Source organism: Cryobacterium sp. GrIS_2_6 (assembly GCF_035984545.1).
GTDB lineage: Bacteria > Actinomycetota > Actinomycetes > Actinomycetales > Microbacteriaceae > Cryobacterium.
Genome location: NZ_JAXCHP010000001.1, coordinates 3,565,061 through 3,588,245, shown reverse-complemented (window position 1 = coordinate 3,588,245; position 23,185 = coordinate 3,565,061). Strand labels below are relative to the sequence as shown.

Genomic DNA, 23,185 nt, shown 5'->3' with positions numbered 1-23,185 from the left:
CATCAGTGTGGATCGAAGTCAGCAGTATGAATCGACGTCAGCGTGCGTTGACGAGGACCTTGACCTGGTCGCCGGTCGGCGAGAGGAGGGTTTCGAAGCCCTTCTCGACGACATCCGCCATGCTGATCTGGGCGCTCACGACCTTCTCGACCGGGTACCGGCCGCGGGCGATCAGGTCGATGATGCGCGGCCAGTCCGTGACGGGATAGCACCAGGTGCCTGCGAGGGTGATGTCGTGTTCGGAGAGCACCATGGGGTCGATGGCCGCCTGCCTGGTGTGCAGGCCGGTCTGCGAGATGCGCCCGGCCGAGCGCACCGAGGCGATGGCCGTCTGGAGGGCCCGTTCGTTGCCCGAGCACTCGATCACCGCGTCGACACCGATTCCCTCGGTCTGGTCCTTGACCCAGGCTGCGACGTCGATCTTGGACGGATCGATCACCTCGCCCACGTCCAGGCTTCTCGCGAGCGCGACGCGGGTCGGGTTGACCTCGGAGATGAACACGCGCGCACCGAGCGCCGAGGCGTAGAGCGAGGCGAGCGCGCCGATCGGACCGGCGCCGGTGATGAGCACGGTGTCCCCCGGCCGGACCTGCGCCGTGTCGACTCCGTATGCGGCCACGGCTCCCGGCTCGACGAGGGCGCCCTGGAGGTCGGAGACGGAATCGGGCAGCACGCTCACGTGACTGGCCGGAACGACCGCGAGTTCCGAGATTCCTCCGGAGGCGAAGCTCAGGCCGACGCAGGCCATCGACTGGCACAGGTGGTTCAGGCCGCGGCGGCAGTAGTAGCAGCTGCCGCAGTACAGCAGCGGCATCACGGACACCCGCTGGCCGACGCGCACCGACCGCACGCCGGAACCCACCTCGAGCACTTCCGCCGAGAACTCGTGCCCGAGAATCTGCGGGGCGGTGGCCCCGGTGAGCGGATGCGGGTGCGCGGGAATGACGATCGGCCCCATGGCGTATTCGTGGAGGTCTGTGCCGCAGATGCCGCACCAGTACGGCCGCAGCAGCACGTCGAGGCTGCCGAGGGGTGGCGGCCCGTCCACGTCTTCGATGCGGATGTCGTGCGCGCCGTGGAAAACTGCTGCCTTCATGCTGTCCCTTGTCGTGGATCGAAGAGTACCTTGCCCTCGAGCCGGCCCGTCGCGAGTCGCTCGAGCTGTTCGGCGAGGTCGTCAAGAGGTCGGACAGAGTCGAGAAGTTCGGTGCCCAGATTGGTCGTCGCCAGAATACCCAGAGCAGGGGCGAGGTCGGTGCCGCACACGTGCGCAAGCGTCGTCCGCACGGTGATCTCGCGCATGACGAGCGAATGGATGTCGACCAGCTGCTCGGCGGATGGCAATCCGACCTGCAGGATGGTTCCGCCCTTGCGCACCATGGCGAGGGCGTTGTTCAGTTGTCCTGGGGCTCCGCTCGCCTCGATCACGACGTCGGCGCCGAATGGCCCGATGGCCTCGGCGACGCGGGCGGCGGCATCCGCACCTGCCTCGACGACCCGTGTCGCGCCGAGGCGACGGGCTCGCTCGAGTCGCGCCCCCGGGAAGTCAATCACGGTCACGTCGGCAGACACGAGCGACTTCAGCCCTGCGAGCACGAAGGAGCCGATCGCCCCCGCCCCGATCAGGACCACGCGGTCGCCGTCACGCACCCCGGACCGACGGGCGGCGTGCAGGCCGACGGCGAGCGGCTGTGCGAGGCCCGCGAGGTCGATCGTGAGCCCCTCGGGAACGAGGACGAGGGTGCTCTCCGGGCAGGAGACGAACTCGGCCATACCGCCGTCGGTGTTCAGCCCCAGGGTGTAGTACCGGTCGCAGAGATTCGTGCGACCTTCCGCGCACCGCTCGCAGACGCCGCAGGACACACCCGCACCGCTCGCGACGACGTCGCCGACGGAAAAGTGGCTCGACTCGTCGACCTCGAGGACCTTCCCGACGAATTCGTGGCCGGGAATCATCGGCCCGGCCTGGCCGGTGACGGGGTGGCGGTGCTGCACCGGGAAGGTGAGCGGGCCGGCCTTCCATTCGGTGGCGTCTGTTCCGCACATGCCGCTGCGCAGCACCTCGAGGAGGGCTTCGCCCGGAGCCCGGATGGGTACGGGCACCTCCTCGAGGCGGACATCGTGATCAGCGTGGTAGACGGCGGCGCGCATCGGCGCCCTACTCGGCTTCGCCGCGACCGGCGGCGGTGTTGAGGTGCGACTGGGAGTCGCGCACCAGGGACAACGGTCCGCCGACGCTGTAGTAGCGCTGGCCGGCGACGAGCAGGTCCTCTGCCGGGAACTTGGTGATCACCTGGCACCCGGTGGCGGTGACGACGACCTCTTCCTCGATGCGGGCCGCCCCGATGCCGTCCGCCGACGGCCAATAGGTCTCGAGGGCGAAGACCATGCCCTCCACGAGCACCTCGGGGTGGTCGAGGGACACGAGCCGGGAGAAGATCGGCTTCTCCCAGATAGAGAGGCCGACGCCGTGGCCGTACTGCAGGGCGAAGGCGGCTTCCTCGTCGGGGAAGCCGAATTCCTGGGCCGTCGGCCAGACCTTGACGATGTCGGCGGTGGTGGCACCCGGGCGCACGAGCGCGATCGCCCTGTCCATGTACTGGCGGGCGATCTTGTAGGCGTCGTGCTGCGCCCGGCTCGCCGACCCGACAGCGAAGGTGCGGTAGTAGCAGGTGCGATAGCCCTGATAGCTGTGCAGGATGTCGAAGAAAGCGGGGTCGCCCGGCCGGATCAACCGGTCGGAGAAGACGTGCGGGTGCGGGGAGCAACGCTCGCCCGAGATGGCGTTCACGCCCTCGACGTACTCAGATCCGAGGTCGTAGAGCACCTTCGAGACGAGGCCGACTGCCTCATTCTCGCGAACGCCCGGCCGCAGGAATTCATAGAGGGATTCGTACGCGGCATCCACCATCGACGCGGCCTGCGTGAGCAGTGCGATCTCGTCACCGGTCTTGACCGCCCGGGCGTTGAGGAACACCTGCTGGCCGTCGACGACCCGGATCCCCTCGTTCTGCAGTGCCATCAGGATGGGCAGCTCGATCACGTCGACGCCGAGCGGCTCGTTCTGCAGGCCGAACTTCTCCAGTTCGCGCTTGATCTTTTTGGCGACGCCCTCGGCGATCCCCGCGTCGGGGTGGAAGGCTCCGCGGAGGGTCGAGATTCCGGCCCGGGCACCGTTCTCGGCCCGGGGCCTGACGGCGCCGTGGTGCGGAGCGTGCGGGTCGGCATCCGCTTCGGCCGTCGTGGTCTGCAGCCAGGGATTGTAGAGCTGGTGGTGCTTGGCCGCGGACCCGAAGTCCCAGACGATCGGGTCGCTGTGCCGGGTGAGCAGAGAGAAGCGGATGAGCTTGTCCATGGCCCAGGTTCCGATGTGGGTCGACGACATGTAGCGAATGTTGGAGAAGTCGAAGGCGAGCACGGCCCCGAGGTCCGAGGTGGCCAGCTCACGCCGGAGTTTGGCGAGCCTGTCCGTACGGAGGCGATCGAACTGGATGCGCTCCTCCCAGTCGACGGCGTTGGTTCCGAAAGTGGCTGTGGTCACGGTCGTGTCATTCCTTTGCTGAGTGTCGTGCAGAGTGTCGGTGGGCGGGCTGCCGGATCAGACGAGGATCATGCCGCCCTCGATGGGGATGACCTGACCCGTGATGTAGTCGGAATCTCTCGCGGCGAGGAATACCGCTGTGGGCACGATGTCTTCGGGCACGGCAGGCCGGCCCAGCAGGATGTCGCCGGCCATCGAGTCGAAGCCGGAGTCGCCGGCCCCCATCTCGGCGAGCTCGGCGTCGAGCTTCGTCCAGAGCGGAGTGGCGACGACACCCGGTGCGAAGGCATTGACGGTGATCCCCTCGGGGGCGAGGGCTCGTGCCGCCGCCTGGGTGAGGGAGATCACTGCCGCCTTGGCCGCGCTGTACGGTGCGAAATTGGGGAAGCCGGTCCTGCCCGCGATCGAAGCGGTGTTGATCACCTTGCCGCCCCCACCCTGGGCGATGTATTGCTTCGCGGCCTCCTGGGTACCGATGAGCACCCCGAGCGCATTGACCTTCATCACGAGCTCGAAATTCCGTTCAGTGATCTCGAGGAACCTCATGGGTGAGTTCATGCCGGCGTTATTGAAGTAGACGTCGAGGCGGCCGAAGCGGGAGACGGTAGCCTCGACGGCGGACCGCACCGCTAAGCGGTCCGTGACGTCCGCCTGCGCAGCCGCCGCCGCACCGCCGTGCGCCACGATGTCATCCGCGATCCGCTGGCCTGCCGCCAGGTCGAGGTCGACGATCATCACGTTCGCGCCTTCGGCGGCCACGCCCCTGGCGATGGCGGCTCCGATTCCGGATGCGCCGCCTGTGACGACGACGGTCTTTTCGGCAAGTCGAATGCCCACGTGTTCTGTTCCTTTGCAGTACGAAGTCTGGTGTCCGGTCGGGGCCGGGGTCTCGCAGCAATACTATTTTGTACAGTCTCACTGCACAAGGTGTTGCTTGACATTCAACTCAGCGGAGTCGGGTTTATCAAGCGACCACTGCCATTCCGGGGGAATCACGTTGAGCAGACCGGGAACTCACGGTAGTGTTCACTGGAACTGCACACAGCGACCGGTTGCGCCACAATCCGGCGCGACGGAGCACCCGGCCGGTGGCCGGCACTCGGGATCCGGAAACCGCAAGACAATCTGGAAGGCGTGAACTATGTCGGACATCAGTGTCATCGGGCTCGGCGAAATGGGCTCTGCCATGGCAGACCGCCTCATAGAGTCCGGCCATTCGGTACACGTCTGGAACCGATCGCCCGGTGCGGTGGACGCCCTCGTCGCGGCCGGCGCCACCCGGGCGGTCTCCATCGCCGACGCCCTCGGCGTCGGTACCGTGATCTCGATGCTCGCCAATGACGCGGCCGCCGAGGCCGTCTTCAGTGCGGAGGCCCTCGCGGATGCGCCGGCCGGCACCCTGCACATCAACTGCGCCACGCTCAGCGTCGAGGCAACGGACCGGCTGACCGACCTGCACTCCCTTGCCGGGATCGACTACGTGGCGGCTCCAGTCCTCGGCCGGTCCGACATCGCGGCCGCGGGGAGACTCAATGTGGTCGCAGCAGGTACGAAGAGCGCAACGGCCCGGGCGCAGTCCTGGCTCGACGCGATCGGTAAGCGCACCTGGGTCGTCGGCGAGCGGCCGAGCACGGCAAGCCTGGTCAAGATCGGCGTGAACTACAACCTCATCCACGCGCTCCAGGCCCTCGCAGAATCGGTGACCCTGGTCGAACACGGCGGAGTCGACGCCATGACCTTCGTCGAGATCCTGACCGATGCCGCATTCACGGGCAGCGTGTACACGGGCTACGGAAGCCTCATCGCCCGCAAGGCATACAGCCCGCCCGGTTTCAGCGTGGGGCTCGGCCTCAAGGACCTGTCCCTCGCGGAGCGGGCTGCTGCTGCGAGCGGCGTCGTGCTCCCGACGGCGCCCGTCCTGCGCGACATGTTCGAGCGGGCTCTGGCCGATCCCGAACTCGCGCCCCTCGACTGGTCGGCCATCGCCGAGATCACCCGGGTGCTCAGCACCTCGGACTGAGCCCTCTCGGGCACGAAGAACCGCCTGGCACAAATCGTGCCCGGCGGTCCTTCGTCTGGAACCAGGGTCCCGACGGCCTACCTCAGCGCGAAAGACCTCTTCCTGCGCTTGTTGTTGCGCCGTGCGACCGAGTAGACGATCGCCGCCACCAGGATGAGTAATCCCTGGAACAGGTACTGCCACATCTGGGACAAGCCGAGGAAAGACGTCGCGTTGAGCACCTGCACCAACAGGATGGAACCGAGGAGCGTGCCGATGAAGGTGCCTCGCCCGCCGAGCAGACTCGTTCCACCGAGCACGACCGCGGTGATGCTCGTCAGCGTGTAGCCGACGCCCTGGGCGGGGTCGCCGACCCCGATCTGCGCCATCAGCATCACAGCACCCACGAACGCGAACAGTGAGGTGGCCACATAAGCGAGGATGACGGTCCAGTTGATATTGATGCCGTTCCTGCGCGCCGATTCCTCGTTGGACCCGGTTGCCCGCAGCCGCCATCCCCAGCGCCGCTTCTTCAGGAAGAACTCGGTCACGAGCGTGGCCGCGACGAGCACGATGAAGGCAACGGGAACCGGCCCGAGCTGCCACCCGATGATTCCGGTGACCGCCGAGTTGATGTAGCCGTCTGGGGAGCTCCTGAGCAGGAAGCTGAATCCCTGCAACGCGATGTACACGGTCAGCGTGGCGGCGATGGGGGTGAACCGGGCGAACCTGATCAGCGATCCATTGATCACGCCGACGATGCCGGCCACGACGATCATGAGCACGAAGCCGAGGACGATCACCATCACGGACTTGTCATCATTGATGAAGAACGACCCGATCACCACGAGGAACCCTGCGAGGGGCCCGACGGAGAGATCGATACCTCCGATCAGCAGCGAAATGGTCTGTCCCAGGGCGATGAAACCGAGCGCCGTGACGAGGGTGAGCACAGAGTAGATATTGAAGTCGGACAGGTAGCGGGCGTTCTGGCTGAACAGGAATGACCCGAGCAGGGCGATGACACCGACCAAGAGCACCGCGGGGGCGTAGTCGCCCTGCAGGAAACGACGGAGACCGGAGTGCTTCGAGGCCTCGGCGTCCGCAACGACGGACACCGATCGGGTCGTCGAACGGACGGCGGCGTGGATCATGCGTTCTTCGCTGATCGCAGCGCCCTGGAGCACTTCGAGCGCGTGCCCCCGCGACATCACGATGACCTGGTCGCACAACCCCTCGAGCTCTTTCGCGTCTGAGGAGGCAACGACGACGGGGATGCCGGAGGCCGAGACCTCACGCAGGATCCGGTAGATCTCGGCCCGGGCACCCACGTCGACGCCCTGCGTCGGCTCATCGGCCACGACCAGCAGCGGCTCGGAGAGCAGCGCCCGCGCCAGGACCACCTTCTGCTGGTTGCCGCCGGACAGGGAGGAGACGACGGAATCCATCGATGCGGCCTTGACCGCGAGAGAACCGAGCGTCTCGGCCACCGTGCCCAGTTCCCGCTTGCGGCTGAGCAACGGTCCCCGCTTGAACTTCGCCAGTGCCGAGACGGCGGCGTTCTCGCGCACCGAGAGGGACATCAGGAGGCCCTCGCGGTGCCGATCGGCAGGCATGTATGCCGCCTCCTGGAGGAGTTGCCGGGAGTTCAAGGTCTTGCCGGCGATGGCGACCGTTCCCGTGAAGTAGTCCAGACCCGCGAGCGCGCGCATCAGTTCGCTTTGTCCGTTTCCGACGACCCCGGCGATGCCGATGATCTCGCCCGGGCGGGCGCTGATCGAGATGTTGGCGAATCCCGATCCACTCAGTCCGTTGATCGAGAAGTTCGTCTCGTCGTCTGGCGAGCCGATGTGCTTGGGCGGGAAGGTCGATTCGAGCTTGCGTCCCACGATCATCGCGAGCAGTTCGTCATCCGTGATGTCGGCGACCCTGGCGCTGCCCCGCACGCGGCCGTCCCGCAGCACGGTCACCTTGTCGGCGAGCTCGCGGACTTCGGCCAGGCGATGGGTGATGTAGACGACGGCCGTTCCGTTCGCAACGGACCTGCGCACGCGTTCGAACAGGAGGTCGACGGATCCCTGACCGAGGGGCGCTGTCGGTTCGTCGAGGATGAGGAGTTTCGGCTTGAGGGCAAGAGCCTTGGCGATCTCGAGCAGGTGCTTCTGGGCAACGGACAGGAGTTCTACGCGATCCTGGAGGTGCACGCTCAGGCCGGCGTCGGCGAGCAGCGCCGTAGCGGTGGCTTCCAGCGACGCACCAGACGCGAGGACTACGGCGGGCAGGGCGACCTGTAGATTTTCCAGGACGGTCATGTCCGGGAGCACGGCGGGATGCTGGTGGACGATCGCGATTCCGAGCTGCACGGCGATGGCCGGTGTCAGCACGCCGATCGGGGTGCCCTCGAAGGTGATGCTGCCCCCATCGGGTTGCGCTGTGCCCGAGGCCACGTTCATCAACGTCGACTTGCCCGCGCCGTTCTCACCGAGGATGGCGTGGACTTCGCCGGGCAGGATCTCGACGGAAACGTCCGAGAGGGCCGCGACGCCGGAGTAGAGCTTCGAGATGTCGGACATCACGAGGGTTGCGGGGGCGCCGGGCTCGACTTTGTCCGGCGTCGTCACGTCGACGGTGTCGTGGTTGTTCACAGTTGTGACCTTTTCCTGTCTGTGCAGTGTGGGGAACGAACCAGCCGTCAGGTCGGTCGCGACAATCGCGACCGACCCGATGGAGGCACCGGTTGGCCTACTTCTTCAGCAGGGCCGCCTGGTCTTCAGGGGACATTTTCGCCGAGAGATAGATGTCGCCGGGCAGGTCCTTCTTGCACTGCACGGTGCTCGGCTTTCCGCTCACGGAGTCTTCGAAGGCCGGGGCCTTGAAGACCGTGTCGGTCGGGAGCACGCCACCGGTCGCCTTCGCGACCGCGTAGTCGACGGCGAGCCGCACGTTGTCGTTTCCGGTGGCGACCGTCATCAGCTTGAAGTCCGGGTTAGCCGCGCTGTTGTCCGCGTAGAAGCAACCGAGGGAGTTGCCGTCGGAGGTGACGATGGCCGGCACGGAACGTCCGCTCTTCGCGAAGGCCGGCAGGGCCCCCACGAGCGACGGACCGAAGTCCGAGACGATGGCGTCGATCTTCGGGTACTTCGCGATGTCCGCGGTGAGCACCTGCTGGGTGAGTGCCGGGTCCCAGTTGGTGACCTCGGGGGTCTCGCCGATGAAGACGTACTTCGGGTCGGTGATCACCGACTTCATGCCCGTCAGCTCGTCGACGGCCTGGCTGTTGCCCTTCGGCCCGCTGATGAAGAGGATATTGCCGCCTTTGGGAAGGTTGGTCTTGAGCCAGTTGCCCCAGTTCTTGCCGTCGGTCACGAAATCCGCGCCGATCCAGGCGTCGTAGTCCACGCCGTCCTTGCCGCCCGGGTCGACACGGTAAGGAACGGTCACGACGCCGGCCTTGTATGCGCTGCGCAGGGCAGGCAGCATGGCCTGGCCGGCGTCCGGGAACACGACGAGCGCATTGACGCCCTTGGCCACCATGCCCTGGATGTCCGAGATGGCCTTCTGGGTGTCGCCCTGGCCGTCCGCGTATTCGTAGCTTGTGACGCTCGGGCACAGCTTGGCCTCATCGGCACCGGCCGCCGTCGTCACCAGGCGCCAGCTGTTTCCTCCGAAGCCGTCGAGCAGACCGAGGGAGATCTTCTTCGGACCGCACCACGATGGTGCCCCTGCCACAGAGGTTCCGGCATCCGCCGTCGAGCCGGAGCCCGAGTTGGATGACGTTCCGCTGCAGCCCGCGAGCGCCAGCGAAGCTGCGGCGAGGGACATAACGAGCATTGCGAGACTCTTGGGACGTTTCATGTTTGATTTCCTCCATTGTGAGAGCGACGCCTCTGTCGCACTATTTCGACCGCTCCGTCGAAAACCTTGTCCCCGGTGTGTAGCAGTCATGCCGGGGTGCCGATCCGGGGGGACCTGCGGATGAACCTCTGGCGGAATGCCGCCCAGTCCACCGTGTACAGCGCCACTCCGATGGCAAGGGCCGCAGCCTGCACGAGGGTGCGCACCGCATAGGGCACGCCGAGCGACAGCACGAACTGGTCGAGCTGGCTCAGAAACAACGCCGCGATGACCGTGGCGATGGGATACCCGCGGCCACCCAGCAACGACGTGCCGCCCAGCACGACGACCGCGACCGCCGGAAGCAGGTATGCGTCGCCCTGGAAGGCAGTGGGCTGGTTGGTGATGCCGGCGAGCAGAATGCCGGCCAGGCAGTACAGCAGCTGGGCCCACACGAAAGCCAGCGACTGATGGATCGTCACGCGCAGGCCCGTCGCACGGGCAGTCAGCGGGTTCGCCCCGACGGCTTCGAAACGCCGCCCGGCTACCGTGCGCTTGACCATGACGGTCACGAGCGCCAGCGCGGCGAGAGCGAAGAAGGCTGAGTTCGGGATGCCCCAGGTCAGGCCGCCGGCAATGCCGGCCAGCAGGCTGGTCGTACTGCGCGGCGTGCCGCCGGAAATACCCAGGACGGCCCCGAAGAGCAGCGCATTCGTTCCCAGGGTGGCGATGATCGAGTTGAGTCCGAGACGGCCGACCATGAAGCCATTGAGCAGGCCGGCCCCGATCGCGTAGGCCAGCGCCAGAACGACCGCGGGCAACAGCCTGCTGTTGTCACCGTCCGGCTCGTGGCTCACGATCACGATGGCGAGCGAAACGGCGCCGGGGATGGAGAGGTCGATGCCGCCCTGCTGCACGACCAGCATCTGGCCGAGGCCGACGATCGCAAGCACGGCGGCGAAGGGGATCATCCCGAGCACGGCCCCGCCAGAGACGCTCGTCGGCGCGACAAGGGCGCAGACCACGAAGAGCAGCACCGTGGATACGCCGACGGTGACGAATCCCTTGGAGACGACAAGTCGCGAACTGAGTAGCTTCGCCGGTTCACGCGCCGTTGCGTCGATCATGCTTTCTCCCAACAATTCTCACCGGGCAACATCGATGTCACGCGCTGTGTGTTGAGCGTCACTTTACAAAAGTCCAGAGCTGTTCACAAGTAGTTGCCGGTAACGATTCGAGAATCGGCAACGCCGAGGTCTGGGGAAGTTCGATCGTCCTTGACCACTGCGAAGGACCATCCCCCGCGATCCGGCGTGCGCGACCGGTGCAGGCTTGTGTAGTGACACTGTACAAATCGGGCCCGACGCAGCAGAATGTGAGTCGAGTGAGAATACGACGACAGCGACCCGCAGTACGGCGGGACGCAGAGGAGAGAGTCAGATGGCCTTCCAGGTTCTCGGAGTGCACCACGTCGGAGTGACGGTGCGCGACATGAAGCGCTCCTTCGAGTGGTATTCGCGAATGTTCGGGCTCACTCCGGGTCCCGTCAGCGAGGGTTCGGGAGAGGCACTCTCCCGCAGCGTCCAGGTAAACGATGCCGCCCTGGCGTTCTCCATGATCCTGATCGGTAACACCCGCTTGGAGTTCCTCGAATACCGGCACCCGGAGGGGCGCGACTTCGATCGAAGCAACGGTGATGTCGGCAGCGCGCATGTGTGCCTCGAAGTGTCGGACCTCGACGCGGCATACCGGGACCTGGTCGAGAAGGGCGCGGTATTCAACGCACCGCCCGTCACTCTCGATTCCGGCGCCCTGATCGGTTCCCGATGGGCCTACCTGCGCGACCCCGACGGCATCCAGCTGGAAATCTGGGAGTCGCCCGCCTGAGCACGCCCCCACACCTCCCCCCTTCCTCGCGAGAGCGGATGAGCCGTTCTGAGCGCGGCAGAACGACGATCCGCCCTCGTCGCCCTGGTGACCCTCTTCTCCGTGGTCCGGTGGTACATGCTCGACCTGCCGGGGCTCCGCCTCGGTGAATCGCCGCCAAGAATGGCGATCGGGACCGCACTCTCGCTCGTGCTACTCTGACTCGCCTTCTGCCTCCGTGGCGTGGCGGGTGCCGCCGTCACCGCCGGCTTCGGCGTTCTCACCCTGTTGCTGGTGCTCCTGACCATCCTCAGCGCCGCGTACGGAGTATCGGCCGTGAGCGACGCCGGCCGGCCGGCCGCTGAACATCTCCACGCTCTCCGTCCTGTGCGTGAGCGCGATCGCCGCGGCCGTCCTGCTCGAACGGCCGGACGTCGGCCTGGTGCGCCTGGTGCGCGATCGTCGGCGTGCGGGCCGGCTGCTCCGAAGCGGCCTCCCCGTCATCATTCTCGGCCCGTTCCTCCTCGGGTGGCTGCGCCTCTGGGCCCAGCGAGAAGGCTGGTTCGATGCCGAATTGGGCGACGCGCTGCTTGTCTCATCCACCATCGGGCGCGTCCTCGGCGTCGCATGGATCGCGGCCGGACGTCTCCGCGCACTCGACGTCCAACGCGACGGCGCTTTCGACGCCCTGGCCGTGGCCAACGCGACCCTCGAGAACGCGGTGCACGACCGCACCCGCGAACTGGCCAGAACAGCCGAGCGAGTGCACGCGCTCATCCGCATCGTGCCCGTCGGCATCGTGCCCGTCGGCATCGTGCCCGTCGGCATCGTGCAATTCGACGCCAGCGGCGGTGTCACCACAACCAACGAGCAGTGGATGCGGATGACCGGCCTGAGCGTCGAGGCGTCGCGGGGAGACGGCTGGGGCCGGAACATCCACGCGGGCGACGCGAAGCGGGTGCCCGAAGCGTGGCGGAAGACCGTCTCGACCGGCTCGACCAGGCACTCCTCTTCGCCGCCAGGGCTCACCGTGGAGTCGGCGTGCTCTTCATCGTCGACACGGAAATCTGGCTTCGCACTGCTGTCGGCCGCAGTGAGATCGAGACCTGGTACCAGCCGGTCGTCGACCTGCAGGACCCGCGGGTCGCGGCGGCTGAGGCCGTGGCGCGCTGGCGGCGACCGGGAATCGGCATCGTCGCGCCGGGCGATTTCATCGCGATCGCCGAGGAGACCGGGCTGATCAGGGACATCGGCCGCGCCGTGCTTCGGCAGGCGTGTTCGGCGGCCACTTCGCTCGATGCCGATCAAGCCGTCAGCGTCAATGTCCCCGCGCGGCAGTTCGTGCGCTCGGACTTCGGCACCGTCGTTCGCCGCGCCCTCATCGAGACCGGGCTGGCGCCCGGCGAGCTCTGGCTCGAACTCACCGAGAGCGCCGTTATCGACGTCATGGATTCGGCGACCCGCACGTTCGACGAACTGCGCGATCTCGGCGTCCGCCTCGCGATCGACGACTTCGGAACCGGCTAGTCCTCGTTCGCCCAGCTCCGTTCGCTGGAGGTCGACCTGCTCAAGATCGACATGACTTTCATCGACAACCTTGTCTCCTCTTACCGCGACAAGGCGATCGTATGGGGAATCCTGCACCTGGCCGATTCCCTCAGACGCGACGTCGCCGCCGAGGGAATCGAGACCAGCGAACAGCTTGAGCTCCTCCGCGACATGGGCTGCCGATACGGTCAGGGCTATCTCTTCGCGCGCCCGCAGCCGGACATTTCGGTCGCGGTACTCGCCCGCTGAGACGGCCTAAGGACGGTGCCAGCGCCCCGCGGGTGAGTTCAGTAGCGCTGGGGGACAGGCGGTTCGTTGCCGAGGATCTCCTCGATCGCGGCGATCACCTCGGCGGTCAGAGCGGCCTTCGAGTCCAGGGCCGCGAGGTTGTCGGCCAGTTGCGCCTTCTTGCTCGCCCCCAGGATCACGGTCGACACCCGAGGGTTGCGCAAGCACCAGAGCAACGCCAGGTGCGTCAACGGCAGTCCGGCATCCGAGGCGACGATCGCCAGTCTGCGGACCTTCTCGAGCTTGGCCTTCCCGGCTTCGGATTCCCACTCCGCCCTGAGCCACTCGTAGCCCGGGAGGTTCATCCGGCTGTCGGCCGGAACCCCGTCGTTGTACTTGCCGGTAAGGACCCCGGAGGCCAGCGGCGACCAGATGGTCGTTCCGAGGCCGAAGGTGTCGTATAACGGCAGGAACTCGCTCTCCACCTTCTGGCGCGTGAACATGTTGTACTGCGGCTGTTCCATTGTCGGCGGCGTGATGTGCAGGGCTCGCGCGACGGCGTGGGCCTCTGTGATCTGCTGCGCACTCCACTCCGACGTTCCCCAGTACAGCACCTTGCCCTGCGTGATGAGGTTGTGCATCGCCCAGACGGTCTCTTCGATCGGCGTATCGATGTCGGGACGGTGACAGAAGTAGAGGTCGAGGTAGTCCACCCGAAGGCGCTTCAGCGCGGCATGGCATGCTTCGGTCACGTGCTTGCGCGACAGGCCTCGCTGGGTGGGCTTCGAGCCGCCCCAGAAGACCTTCGACGACACGGCATAGGAGTCACGCCCCCAGCCGAGCTTCTCCAGCGCGGCCCCCATCAGCGCCTCCGATGCGCCGGCTTCATACCCTTCGGCGTTGTCGAAGAAGTTGATCCCCGAGTCATAGGCGAGCGTCATCAGCGCCAGCGCGTCGTCCTCGCGCACCTGCTTGCCGAACGTCACCCACGACCCGAGGGACACCTCGCTGACCTGCAGCCCGGACTTGCCCAAACGGCGATACTCCATGTTCAATCCCTCTCTGTCGCGACCGGCCCGAACCACACATCCTGGCGATCGAGCCCTCACTGGAACACTACGGTCCGCAGCTGCACGGATGCGCCGCGCGGCCCTCCCGAGCCGGGGCCACACTGTCGTCGTCGCGGGGACGCACGAGGAACCTGACAACGACTCTCCGGAAGGTACGGGCCAGACATGCTGCACACCGACATCCCCAATCCAACGTCGATCCGGCAGCTGGCGGCCGTGCGGGAACCGTTCTGCGTCTCGATCCAACTGCCCACGAGTCCGGTTCCGACCGTCGGTCTTCCGAGGAGCTCGCAGCCACCGTTCGCCCCGTGCTTGACCGGCTCTACGCCGCCCAGCTCGGCGAACTCTCCGATCTGATCGAGGCCCGTTTCAACGAGGGCCGCGGCGCCACCGACCTCAGCGATATCGCCCGTGCCGCAACCCACGGCGCCATCGACACCCTCGTTGTAGACATCGACCGGAAGATCCCGGGGTACGTCGACGAGGCTTCCGGTGCGATCACCTTCGACGACGTCGACGACGCCCACAACTACGGCGTCGTGGACGAGATCGCTCGCCGGGCCCTGCTCTCCGGCGCGCGGGTGCTCGCGGTCCGCGCCGACGACGTTCCCGGCGGCGGGCCGGCCTCGGCCATCACCCGATTTGCCGTCTGAACGATTTCGCCAGGCGCGTACTTTTCGCTGATGCGGGAACATTTCCCGCCCGGACCTCGTTGTCCCGATCATGACAACTATCGGAATCATCGGAGCAGGAAACATCGGCAGCCAGGTCGCCCGCAAGGCGATCGAGAGCGGCTATGACGTCGTGATCAGCAACTCTCGCGGCCCGGAGACCCTCGCGGACCTCGTGGCCGAACTTGGCCCGAAGGCGACAGCCGGAACCGCCGTCCAGGCGGCAGAGGCCGCCGACGTCGCCGTCGTCACCGTGCCGCTCAAGGCATACGCGGACGTGCCCGTCGAGCCACTCGCTGGCAAGATCGTGATCGACACCAACAACTATTACTTCGAACGCGACGGCCACATCGACGCCCTCGACAAGGGCGAGGCGACCGTGAGCGGCATGCTGCAGGCGCACCTGCCCACCTCCCGTGTGGCGAAGGGCTTCAACCACATCATGGCCGTCGACATCACCGGAGACGCGCACCCCGCTGGCGACCCGGCGCGTCGCGCGCTCGCGACTGCATCCGACTTCGCGGATGCCTCCGACTTCGTCACGAAGCTGTATGACGAATTCGGCTTCGACACCGTGAACATCGGCCCGCTCTCCGAGAGCTGGCGCGTCGAGCGCGACCGCCCGGCCTACGTCATCCGCCAGAACACCGCCGAGCTCGAGGCCAACCTCGCCAAGGCCCCGCGCACGGTCTGACCTTCGTGCGGTCTCACCTTCGGCCCCCGCAGCATCCGCCGTGCCGCGAGACAGGTCGGCGATCGTCAGCTGCGGCGCGCAGCCGGGGTGAGTTCGGTCGCGCCGTCGCTGTTGTTATCGGGGTTCAGGGTGACGCCGGGGGGCGACGAGAGCGTCGATGGCGTCGAGGACCTCGGTCGACGGGGTCATGCCGGCGGCCGGCAGCTGGGACGCGAGTTGCTCCATCGTGCGCGGGCCGATGGTCGCCGAGGTGACTCCGGGAGGGTTGATCACGAACGCGATCGCCATCTGGATCAGTGTGAGACCGGCCTCCTCGGCGACCCGGGCGAGGGCGTCGACGACCTCGAGCTTCCGCTGGTTCGCGACGCTCGTCATATCGAAACGGGCGCTCGGGCGTGCCGCCGAGGTCGGGACGGGAGCGGCGTCCTTGCGCCACCTGCCGGAGAGCCACCCGCCGGCGAGTGGGCTGTAGGTGAGGGTGCCCATGCCGTAACGACGTGCCGCGGGAAGGACGTCCTGCTCGATGCCGCGGACGAGGAGCGAATAGGGCGGCTCTTCGGTGACGAACCCGGCGAGGTTCCGGTCGCGTGCGGCCACCTGCGCCTTGACGATCTGGGTGGCCGCACTCGTCCAAGCCGGAGACCGCGCAGGGCGCGCGAATGGGCCACGGATTCGTGGGCCTCGATGACGTACCCGCCGGTTACAGGCGGTGGCCGATCGCCTGGCGCTCAAGATGTTCGTCCGCCCGTAGACGTCAGTAGGCGATGAGACCGTCACGGTCGCTGAACGTTCCGGTCGGACCGTCCGTACCGATTGTCGCCATCGCGATGACGGCATCCGTGCCCTCTGTCACGGTTTGGGGACCGCTGTGGCCGTTGAGCGCGGCGGACGTGTAACCGGGGTCGATCGTGTTCACCCGCATCGACGGCAGCATTTTGCTGTACTGCAGGGTGAGCATGATCACGGCGGCCTTGGACGTCATGTAGCCAAGGCCGGTGATCGTCGATTCGACGCGGGCGGGGTCTGTGACAAAACGCGGGAACCCGAGCCCACTTGCGACTTTGACGATCACGGCGTTGCCGGACGCTCTGAGCAGCGGCAGGGCGGCCCTGGTGACGCGGACGATGGAGTACACGCTGGTGTCGAAGACCGCGGCCAGGTCGTCCGCACCGAATTCGTCGACTCCGGCGTGCGAGCCGACGATCCCGGCGTTGTTGATCAGAACGTCCAGCTCGGGCAGTGAGGCGAGCGCGGATGCGACGGACTCGTCGTCCGTGACGTCCAGCTGCACGACGTGAACGCCGAGAGCCGCAGCATCCGTGCCGTTGGCCGTGTCGCGCATGCCGGCATAGACAGTGTGTGCGGCCCCGAGGAGTAGGCGGGCGGTTTCAAGTCCGAGCCCCTTGTTGGCACCGGTGATGAGTGTTGTTGTCATGATTCCAGCCTGCGGCCGTGCCCGAGACACTTGCCTGGACTGCCAGTACCACCCGCTGCCCAGCAGGGAAGGGCAGAGTGGAGCCATGCCAGAACTTGCTTCCCTGCTTCGCGCGTGGCGCGACCGGATCTCTCCCGTTGAGGCGGGTTTGCCGTCCGGTGGAGACCGACGCTCGCCCGGGATGCGCCGCGAGGAGCTCGCGATGCTCGCCAACCTCAGCGTCGACTACATCGTTCGTCTCGAGCAGGGCCGCGCCACGCATCCGTCAACGCAGGTGCTCGGGTCACTCGCCCGCGCGCTTCGACTCACCGACCACGAACGGGACCACCTGTTCCGCATCGGCGGGGTAGCGGTGCCGACGAAGACCATGGTCCCCCGGCGCGTGACGCCGGGAGTTCAGTACGTCGTCGACCGGCTCAGTGAAGTCCCCGTCGCGGTCTTCTCTGCCGCCTGGGATACCCTGCTGGTCAACGACCTCTGGCTGACCTTGTTCGGTGAGGCTCCGGCGGCGGGACGCGGTTCCAACCTCCTCTGGAACCGGTTCGCCGGGGGCCCGTCGTTCGTCGAGCACAGCCCGGAGCACCTCGTTGAGTTCCATCGCGACCTCGTCGCCGATGTGCACGTGGCCTGGACCCGGTACCCGGACGACACCGCGCTCTCTGCACTCCTCGCCGGGGACTCGCTGTCAGCTACGACTGAGCGAATCCCGGCGACAGTCGATCAGGAAGTTGCCGAGTAACGCACCGTCTCCGCGCGCCGGGGAAGCGCGACGGCCAGCGCTGCGGCCAGAGCGACAGAGGCGAGACCGAGAGCCCCCAGCGCGGCGGGGAGGCCACCCAGAAGTGCGCCGATTCCCAGAAGAAGGAGCGGCGAGGCGAATTGCCCGAAGAAGAGAGCGCCGGTCCACAGGCCGGTTCCCCGGCCGCGCTGCTCGAAGGCCAGGCCCGAAACCGCCCAGGTGAGCAGCGTCGGCAGCAAGATGCCGTTGCCGAAGGACGTGATCACCGCGCCGATAACGGCAATGGGAACGGATGGAGCGAACCAGACGACGACAAGGCCGGCTCCGGCAAGGCCCAGGGCCAGCGGCAGTAGTCTGGCGGCCCCGTGGCGGGCAATCCAGCGGAACAGGATGGCGCCGATCGCCGTGGCCAGTGAGGCCGTCGCGGTAGCTGCCCCGATGATCGCGACGTCTTTCACTCCCAGGCCGTCGAGCACATAGGGGAGTTCCACAATGAGGGCGTAGAACATGACGCCGCCGAAAAGAGTGACCACGAGCGGCAGTGTGAGGCCGCGCCACGGAATGGGTGGCAGCTTCGCCTTCCCAACGCCGGCCCGGGTGGAGGCAGGTTGCCAGATGAAGATGGCCACCGGAATGACGAGCACGAGGCTCGCAAGGTACAGCCAGAACGGTGTGCGCCAGCCGCTGGCCCCGAGGGCTCCACCGATGACGAAGAATGCGGTCGCGGCGAGAGAGGTCACCACTGTCTGCAACCCGAAGTAGCGGTTTCGCCGGTTGCCCACGAAGTAGTCGGCCAGGAGCGTCGTGCAACACGTCATGATCGCAGCCTCGGTGATGCCCACCCCGACCCGGCTCAGTACGATCGCGCCGAGGCCGTTCAGGTACAGGGGCGCGGTGCCCAGGATTCCGTAAGCGATGAGCGCACCGACGAGCAGTCGCTTTCGGCCAAGACGATCGACGATCGCCCCCGCGAACGGCGCGATGATCGCGATCATGAGAGCCGGGATGGTGAGGACGAGCGGAACGAGCGCCTCCGCGCCCGGTTCCGCGGCGAACACCTCGCTGAGGGTCGGCAGGATCGGTGCGAGCAGCACCGCCCCCAGCACGGGCAGACAGCTTCCGATCAGGAGCAAGATGCCCTGCAGTGAGGTAGCCGGCCGGTTGGTCACCGGGATGATCGTCGCATCCTGGACGGTTAGTGGCGCGAAGTTGGGGCTGATGTTCGTCATTGAACGCCTTTCGGGTCGTTGTGTCGCGCTCGCGGGTGCGAGCCGTCGGCGATGGTGCGGTGGGTGCTTCAGCCCTGGCCCTGCACGGCATAGGGATTCAGGAGCTGCTCCTCCGTTCCAGGAACGATGCCCTCTTCTGTGGCCGAGGGCGCGGCATCCGGCGGGAAGGATTCGGTCATCGACATCGGCATCGAACCGTTGCGATAGAAGTTGTTCGAGCCTTCGGATGGGCGCCAGGTGTTCGGTTCCCAGTCCGGCACGTAGTTGCGGTAGCCGCCAGTGTTCACCTCGATGCGCATGCCCCTCGGGTCGCGCAAATAGAGGAAGTTCTGCTCGCCGATCCCGTGGATCGACGGCCCGTATTCCATCGGGAAGCCGTTTTCCATCAGGATGTCTGCGGCCTGCAGCAGGTCCTCACGGGTGTCGACCCAGTACGCGAAGTGGTTGACCCGGCCAAGGCGGCTCGAACTGTCCAGCACCACGCCGAGGTCGTGGGATTTCTCGTTCGTGGTCAGCACGCTGAAGACATTGATGTCAGCGTGCTCGAGCACGGTATGGGCCATGATCCGGAAGCCGAGGACGTCGCTGTACCACGCTGCGAAACCCAGGACGTCGGATGCCGCGACGGTGACGTGGTCGAGCTGGCGGGGGGCGACGCCGTGCTTGCTGCGGCGTTCGGGGCGGTCCGGATAAATCGACTTGTGCTCGCCCTCCCCCACGAATTTCTCAACGTCCCAGAACAGCTCCATGGTGTGGCCGTACGGGCCGGTGAAGGTATAGGAGCGACCGAGCGCAAAGCTGGAATCCTTCCAGGTCCCCGCGATTCCGGCGCTCTCGATGCGCCGCGCTGCCTCATCGAGGGCTTCGTCGCTCGTCGTCCGCCATGCCATGCAGACGAGCGCAGGCTCCGGGCCTTCGGTCAGCGCGAGACTGTACTGGTAGTAGTCGCCCCAACAGCGCAGATAGACATTCTCATCGTCGCGGTGGACCACGCGCACGCCCATCTGCTCTTCATAGAATCGAGCGGATGCTTCAACGTCCGGCGTCGCCAGCCGGACGTGGGACAGGTGGGAAAGCAGCTTGATCATCGTTGATCCTCCGAGTTGCGGCCGCCGGGGAGGTATGGCGTGGCCTGTGTGGAATCACACTGCACTCTCGAAAGCACATTGGGAATGCCTATTCGGTGATAGCGGGAATAGGCCCTGGCTATACCCCTCGGTGGGCTGGCGCCGGAGTCAGTGCGGTGCGTTCGACGGCCGCAACGAGCGCCGAACGCAGCCACGCGTGTTCGGGCTCCCGATCGTGCACGGGGTTCCACCAGAATGCCTCACGGAATGGCACCGCATCGAACGGTGTCGCCAGGAGCCGGAGCTGCCCCGTCTTCTCGAACCGACGAGCGAGGCGCTCCTGCATCAGGGCGATGCGGTTCGTTCCCTCGAGCACGGCCGGCACGGCCAGAAACCCGGGAACTCCGATTTCGACCCGGACGTCAACACCGAGCATCTGCATCTGCTTGGCCGCGGGGGTGAACTCGGTCTGGGCGGCGAAGGACATGACCCAGGGCAGGTCGGAGAGCTGGTTGAGCGAGAGCGTCTCGCCGACGAGGGAGTTGGTGGGCGCCACCACGCACACCCACTTGTCCTCGAAGAGGTCGAGGTGGCTGCTCGTGCCGGTCAGGTACCCGTGGGGCAGGAGCATGCCGTCGTGTTCGCGCAACGAGTCCGGTGCGCTGTTCACAACGCTCGACGACATGCTCTCGAATCGAACCCGCACGCCCATTGACGCCTCCCCGAGCACTGTCGCGAGCGCCCCCCCGAGCATCGCCATGCCGTAATCCGAACTGTAGATCGAGAACTCCCGCCGGCTGGTCGAGGAGTCGAACTCGGCCTGGGCCGCGAACACCCGGTCCACGCTTCGCGTGGCGGTGTAGGACCGCTCAAGGAGTTGCACCGCCAGGGGCGTGAGTTCGTAGGCGTTACCGTTCCGCTGCAACAGCTCGTCGCCGAAGTGCCTGCGCAATTTCGCAAGCGCGGCGGACAGGGACGGCTGGCTCATCTTCATCCGCTCTGCGGCCCGACTGACGCTTCGCTCCTCGAGGAGCGCGCGCAGGGGCAGAAGGAGATTCAGATCGACGTTGATCGTGTGCATGGCTGGAGGCTATATCAGTCACGTCTATAACAGCTATAGCGAGAATCACCTTCCCGAATACTTCGAGCCTTGGCACAGTTGCTCTCGGGCGTCCGGCACGGAGCTGCCCGTCAGGAAGACCGCACGGCAAAGGAGCCCAGCACCATGACCAACCCTGACACGTGGGCCCTCGGCTTCTTTGCCGGGCAGAAGGCTTCTCACCCGGCTCATTTTGTCGGCCTGGTCAGCGGCGATCGGGTTCGCGATCTACGACCTGATGCCGCCGAGCTGGGTACGACGCAGGATGTTCTCAGCACGCCGGCAGGCACCCGCGCCCTGCTGGAGAGCTGGGCGACAGTCTTCGCCACCCTCAGCGGCCTTGCCGCGGCTCCGGCAACCGGTTCCTGGCTGCCGACAGGCTCCGTGATTCCGCAGTCGCCGATCGCCCCGGGCCAGGTGCTGCAGGCCGGCGCGAACTATCGTAAGCACGTTGTCGATCTCGCGGTGTCGCACGCAGATCTCGCAAACGGTCGCACCGAGCAACAGGTCCGAAACGAGACCGCGGCCATGATGGATGCCCGCAAGGCCAGCGGGATCCCCTATTTCTTCATCGGCTTGCCCTCTGCGATAACGGGGCCGACCGAGGACGTCATCTTGCCCGGCTATTCCCAGAAGCACGACTGGGAACTCGAACTCGCCGCGGTCATCGGTGAACCCGCCTTCCGTGTATCACCTGACGCGGCCCTCGCGCATGTCGCGGCGTACACGATCGTCAACGATCTCACGACCAGGGACCTCGTGTTCCGCCGGGACATGCCCGAGATCGGCACGGATTGGTTCCGGGGCAAGAACGCCCCCGGGTTTCTTCCCGTCGGGCCCTGGCTCGTTCCGAGTGCCTTTGTCAGCGACCCCCAGCAGCTGCACCTCACGCTGACCCTCAACGGCAGGACGATGCAGGATGAGGAGGCCGGCGACATGCTCTTCACCGTCGCAGAACTCGTTTCGGCAGCGTCCCAGACGGTCCGCCTGCAGCCCGGCGACCTGATCCTGACCGGTAGCCCGGCGGGAAACGGGGCGGCGTGGGGTCGGATGCTCCGCGACGGCGACGTCATGGAGTCGACGATCACCGGCCTCGGCGCCCAGCGCACCCGGGTCATCGCCGAGGTGGCGGGCGAATGAGCACCGCTCACGAGCATCCGCTCGACCGGGCCAACCCGCTGGCGGCCATCGAGGCGGCCGCGGCCGCGGTGCGCAACTGGGGACGCTGGAGAGACGAGGACGTCCTCGGCACCCTGAACTTCATCGACGACGCCAAGCGCGCGGAGGCCGCCGGGCTGATCCGACGGGGGACCTCGTTCTCGCTCGCGCAGTCCTTCGACGGCGACGGACCGCAGAACGGCTGGCGTCGGCGCACTAATCCGGTGCACACCATGCTCGATACCGGCGCGGATGCCGCTCTCGGCAACCAGGGTTTCCCGCACGGCCTGGGTGGTGCTGACGATGTCGTGTCCATGCCGTTGCAGGCATCCACTCAATGGGATGGTCTCGGTCACATCTTCGACCGCGGTCTGGCCTGGAACGGCCGACCCGCCGAGACAGTGGTCACGAGTGAGGGTGACCTCGTCACGGGCATCGAACACACCAAGGACAGCTTCGTGAGCCGCGGCGTTCTCCTCGACGTCGGCGCCCTGCTCGGGGCGAGCCTCGGCACCCCCGGCGAATTGCCCGACGGGTACGCTATCACCCCTGACGACCTGGATGCCACGATCGCGGCACAGGGTCCGTCTGCCGCCGTCGGACGGGGAGACCTGCTGCTTGTCCGCACGGGTCGGCTCGCCAGGGCACGCCGCGAGGGCTGGAAAGACTATGCGGGCGGGCCGTCCGCCGGACTGTCGTTCACGACCGCGGGTTGGCTCCACTCCCGCGAGGTCGCCGGCGTCGCCACAGACACCTGGGGTTTCGAGGTTCGGCCCAACGAGTTCGATGACGCATTCCAGCCGCTGCACCAGATCGCCATCCCCAACATGGGGCTGTCGATCGGTGAGCTCTGGGATCTCGACGCCCTTGCCGGCGACTGCTCGCGCGACGGTCGGTTCGACTTCTTCCTCGTCGCGGCGCCCATCCCCTTCACCGGCGCCGTCGGCGCCCCGGTGAACCCGATCGCCATCAAATAGGTCGAGAACACCACCAGCAGGACCTGACCC

The 23,185-nt window shown here is 66.6% G+C and carries 22 protein-coding genes and 1 pseudogene; 8 read left to right on the top strand and 15 right to left on the bottom strand.

Annotated elements, in window-relative coordinates:
- Positions 1–37 precede the first annotated feature (37 nt).
- The 4 genes from RCH22_RS17355 to RCH22_RS17340 are packed head-to-tail and all read right to left on the bottom strand — an operon-like array spanning position 38 to position 4,378.
- Complete coding sequence (locus RCH22_RS17355; protein ID WP_327014897.1) at positions 38–1,096, bottom strand: 2,3-butanediol dehydrogenase; 1,059 nt, start codon at positions 1,094–1,096, stop codon at positions 38–40.
- Positions 1,093–2,151 (bottom strand): alcohol dehydrogenase catalytic domain-containing protein, encoded by a 1,059-nt coding sequence (locus tag RCH22_RS17350; RefSeq protein WP_327014896.1) that lies wholly within the window; start codon positions 2,149–2,151, stop codon positions 1,093–1,095. The genes RCH22_RS17355 and RCH22_RS17350 overlap by 4 nt, the downstream gene beginning before the upstream one ends.
- Positions 2,152–2,158: 7 nt before the next feature.
- On the bottom strand, positions 2,159–3,541 hold the full coding sequence (locus tag RCH22_RS17345) for a Xaa-Pro peptidase family protein (RefSeq protein ID WP_327014895.1): 1,383 nt from the start codon (positions 3,539–3,541) through the stop codon (positions 2,159–2,161).
- A 57-nt stretch (positions 3,542–3,598) separates the two neighbouring features.
- On the bottom strand, positions 3,599–4,378 hold the full coding sequence (locus RCH22_RS17340) for a glucose 1-dehydrogenase (RefSeq protein WP_327014894.1): 780 nt from the start codon (positions 4,376–4,378) through the stop codon (positions 3,599–3,601).
- Positions 4,379–4,682: 304 nt separating this feature from the next.
- Between RCH22_RS17340 and RCH22_RS17335 the strand changes: the two genes are divergently transcribed.
- Positions 4,683–5,561 carry an NAD(P)-dependent oxidoreductase gene (locus RCH22_RS17335; RefSeq protein ID WP_327014893.1) on the top strand — a complete coding sequence of 293 codons (879 nt, stop codon included), beginning with the start codon at positions 4,683–4,685 and terminating at the stop codon, positions 5,559–5,561.
- Positions 5,562–5,638: 77 nt separating this feature from the next.
- On the opposite strand, the gene RCH22_RS17330 is transcribed toward RCH22_RS17335, so the two are convergent.
- The 3 genes from RCH22_RS17330 to RCH22_RS17320 form a co-directional block, all read right to left on the bottom strand.
- On the bottom strand, positions 5,639–8,185 hold the full coding sequence (locus RCH22_RS17330) for an ATP-binding cassette domain-containing protein (RefSeq protein ID WP_327014892.1): 2,547 nt from the start codon (positions 8,183–8,185) through the stop codon (positions 5,639–5,641).
- Positions 8,186–8,282: 97 nt separating this feature from the next.
- Positions 8,283–9,395 carry a substrate-binding domain-containing protein gene (locus RCH22_RS17325; protein WP_327014891.1) on the bottom strand — a complete coding sequence of 371 codons (1,113 nt, stop codon included), beginning with the start codon at positions 9,393–9,395 and terminating at the stop codon, positions 8,283–8,285.
- Between the two features lie 86 nt (positions 9,396–9,481).
- Positions 9,482–10,501 (bottom strand): ABC transporter permease, encoded by a 1,020-nt coding sequence (locus RCH22_RS17320; RefSeq protein WP_327014890.1) that lies wholly within the window; start codon positions 10,499–10,501, stop codon positions 9,482–9,484.
- Between the two features lie 313 nt (positions 10,502–10,814).
- Between RCH22_RS17320 and RCH22_RS17315 the strand changes: the two genes are divergently transcribed.
- Positions 10,815–11,261: a VOC family protein gene (locus RCH22_RS17315; RefSeq protein WP_327014889.1), complete on the top strand. Its 447-nt coding sequence runs from the start codon at positions 10,815–10,817 to the stop codon at positions 11,259–11,261.
- Between the two features lie 192 nt (positions 11,262–11,453).
- Here RCH22_RS17315 and RCH22_RS17310 read toward each other — a convergent pair whose 3' ends face one another.
- Positions 11,454–11,615 carry a hypothetical protein gene (locus RCH22_RS17310; RefSeq protein ID WP_327014888.1) on the bottom strand — a complete coding sequence of 54 codons (162 nt, stop codon included), beginning with the start codon at positions 11,613–11,615 and terminating at the stop codon, positions 11,454–11,456.
- A 220-nt stretch (positions 11,616–11,835) separates the two neighbouring features.
- A complete protein-coding gene (locus tag RCH22_RS17305; protein ID WP_327015589.1) occupies positions 11,836–12,180 on the bottom strand; it encodes a hypothetical protein in 345 nt (114 codons plus the stop codon).
- On the opposite strand from RCH22_RS17305, the pseudogene RCH22_RS17300 reads away from it, so the two are divergent.
- Positions 12,114–13,037, top strand: a pseudogene (locus tag RCH22_RS17300) (EAL domain-containing protein). The gene RCH22_RS17305 and the pseudogene RCH22_RS17300 overlap by 67 nt on opposite strands.
- Before the next feature lie 38 nt (positions 13,038–13,075).
- On the opposite strand, the gene RCH22_RS17295 reads toward RCH22_RS17300, so the two are convergent.
- Entirely contained in the window at positions 13,076–14,065 is a 990-nt protein-coding gene (locus RCH22_RS17295; RefSeq protein ID WP_327014887.1) for an aldo/keto reductase, read from the bottom strand.
- A 329-nt stretch (positions 14,066–14,394) separates the two neighbouring features.
- On the opposite strand from RCH22_RS17295, the gene RCH22_RS17290 reads away from it, so the two are divergent.
- Together RCH22_RS17290 and RCH22_RS17285 are read left to right on the top strand one after the other, a co-directional pair.
- Positions 14,395–14,739: a hypothetical protein gene (locus tag RCH22_RS17290; RefSeq protein ID WP_327014886.1), complete on the top strand. Its 345-nt coding sequence runs from the start codon at positions 14,395–14,397 to the stop codon at positions 14,737–14,739.
- Between the two features lie 70 nt (positions 14,740–14,809).
- Complete coding sequence (locus RCH22_RS17285; protein WP_327014885.1) at positions 14,810–15,451, top strand: NAD(P)-binding domain-containing protein; 642 nt, start codon at positions 14,810–14,812, stop codon at positions 15,449–15,451.
- 114 nt (positions 15,452–15,565) lie between these two features.
- On the opposite strand, the gene RCH22_RS17280 is transcribed toward RCH22_RS17285, so the two are convergent.
- Together RCH22_RS17280 and RCH22_RS17275 are read right to left on the bottom strand one after the other, a co-directional pair.
- The gene (locus RCH22_RS17280; protein ID WP_327014884.1) at positions 15,566–16,048 is read right to left on the bottom strand and encodes an aldo/keto reductase; all 483 of its coding nucleotides are present in this window, start codon (positions 16,046–16,048) and stop codon (positions 15,566–15,568) included.
- A 157-nt stretch (positions 16,049–16,205) separates the two neighbouring features.
- On the bottom strand, positions 16,206–16,886 hold the full coding sequence (locus RCH22_RS17275) for an SDR family NAD(P)-dependent oxidoreductase (RefSeq protein WP_327014883.1): 681 nt from the start codon (positions 16,884–16,886) through the stop codon (positions 16,206–16,208).
- A gap of 85 nt (positions 16,887–16,971) precedes the next feature.
- On the opposite strand from RCH22_RS17275, the gene RCH22_RS17270 reads away from it, so the two are divergent.
- Positions 16,972–17,625 carry a helix-turn-helix domain-containing protein gene (locus RCH22_RS17270; protein ID WP_327014882.1) on the top strand — a complete coding sequence of 218 codons (654 nt, stop codon included), beginning with the start codon at positions 16,972–16,974 and terminating at the stop codon, positions 17,623–17,625.
- Here RCH22_RS17270 and RCH22_RS17265 read toward each other — a convergent pair.
- From RCH22_RS17265 to RCH22_RS17255, 3 genes are all read right to left on the bottom strand, one after another.
- Positions 17,607–18,854, bottom strand: a complete 1,248-nt coding sequence (locus RCH22_RS17265) for an MFS transporter (RefSeq protein ID WP_327014881.1) — start codon at positions 18,852–18,854, stop codon at positions 17,607–17,609. The genes RCH22_RS17270 and RCH22_RS17265 overlap by 19 nt on opposite strands.
- Positions 18,855–18,922: 68 nt before the next feature.
- A complete protein-coding gene (locus RCH22_RS17260; protein WP_327014880.1) occupies positions 18,923–19,942 on the bottom strand; it encodes a VOC family protein in 1,020 nt (339 codons plus the stop codon).
- Between the two features lie 118 nt (positions 19,943–20,060).
- Complete coding sequence (locus tag RCH22_RS17255) at positions 20,061–21,002, bottom strand: LysR family transcriptional regulator (protein ID WP_327014879.1); 942 nt, start codon at positions 21,000–21,002, stop codon at positions 20,061–20,063.
- Positions 21,003–21,146: 144 nt separating this feature from the next.
- Between RCH22_RS17255 and RCH22_RS17250 the strand changes: the two genes are divergently transcribed.
- Together RCH22_RS17250 and RCH22_RS17245 are read left to right on the top strand one after the other, a co-directional pair.
- Complete coding sequence (locus tag RCH22_RS17250) at positions 21,147–22,160, top strand: fumarylacetoacetate hydrolase family protein (RefSeq protein ID WP_327014878.1); 1,014 nt, start codon at positions 21,147–21,149, stop codon at positions 22,158–22,160.
- Positions 22,157–23,155, top strand: coding sequence for a cyclase family protein (locus RCH22_RS17245; protein WP_327014877.1), 999 nt, complete (start codon positions 22,157–22,159; stop codon positions 23,153–23,155). Before RCH22_RS17250 ends, RCH22_RS17245 begins: the two co-directional genes overlap by 4 nt.
- Positions 23,156–23,185 lie beyond the last annotated feature (30 nt).

Bases quoted from the DNA above. Each gene is read 5' to 3' on its own strand.
- RCH22_RS17350 (WP_327014896.1), bottom strand. From the start codon at position 2,151: ATGCGCGCCGCCGTCTACCACGCTGATCACGATGTCCGCCTCGAGGAG.
- RCH22_RS17255 (WP_327014879.1), bottom strand. From the start codon at position 21,002: ATGCACACGATCAACGTCGATCTGAATCTCCTTCTGCCCCTGCGCGCG.
- RCH22_RS17250 (WP_327014878.1), top strand. From the start codon at position 21,147: ATGACCAACCCTGACACGTGGGCCCTCGGCTTCTTTGCCGGGCAGAAG.
- RCH22_RS17260 (WP_327014880.1), bottom strand. From the start codon at position 19,942: ATGATCAAGCTGCTTTCCCACCTGTCCCACGTCCGGCTGGCGACGCCG.
- RCH22_RS17265 (WP_327014881.1), bottom strand. From the start codon at position 18,854: ATGACGAACATCAGCCCCAACTTCGCGCCACTAACCGTCCAGGATGCG.
- RCH22_RS17320 (WP_327014890.1), bottom strand. From the start codon at position 10,501: ATGATCGACGCAACGGCGCGTGAACCGGCGAAGCTACTCAGTTCGCGA.
- RCH22_RS17315 (WP_327014889.1), top strand. From the start codon at position 10,815: ATGGCCTTCCAGGTTCTCGGAGTGCACCACGTCGGAGTGACGGTGCGC.
- RCH22_RS17245 (WP_327014877.1), top strand. From the start codon at position 22,157: ATGAGCACCGCTCACGAGCATCCGCTCGACCGGGCCAACCCGCTGGCG.
- RCH22_RS17325 (WP_327014891.1), bottom strand. From the start codon at position 9,395: ATGAAACGTCCCAAGAGTCTCGCAATGCTCGTTATGTCCCTCGCCGCA.
- RCH22_RS17355 (WP_327014897.1), bottom strand. From the start codon at position 1,096: ATGAAGGCAGCAGTTTTCCACGGCGCGCACGACATCCGCATCGAAGAC.
- RCH22_RS17335 (WP_327014893.1), top strand. From the start codon at position 4,683: ATGTCGGACATCAGTGTCATCGGGCTCGGCGAAATGGGCTCTGCCATG.
- RCH22_RS17285 (WP_327014885.1), top strand. From the start codon at position 14,810: ATGACAACTATCGGAATCATCGGAGCAGGAAACATCGGCAGCCAGGTC.
- RCH22_RS17270 (WP_327014882.1), top strand. From the start codon at position 16,972: ATGCCAGAACTTGCTTCCCTGCTTCGCGCGTGGCGCGACCGGATCTCT.
- RCH22_RS17295 (WP_327014887.1), bottom strand. From the start codon at position 14,065: ATGGAGTATCGCCGTTTGGGCAAGTCCGGGCTGCAGGTCAGCGAGGTG.
- RCH22_RS17275 (WP_327014883.1), bottom strand. From the start codon at position 16,886: ATGACAACAACACTCATCACCGGTGCCAACAAGGGGCTCGGACTTGAA.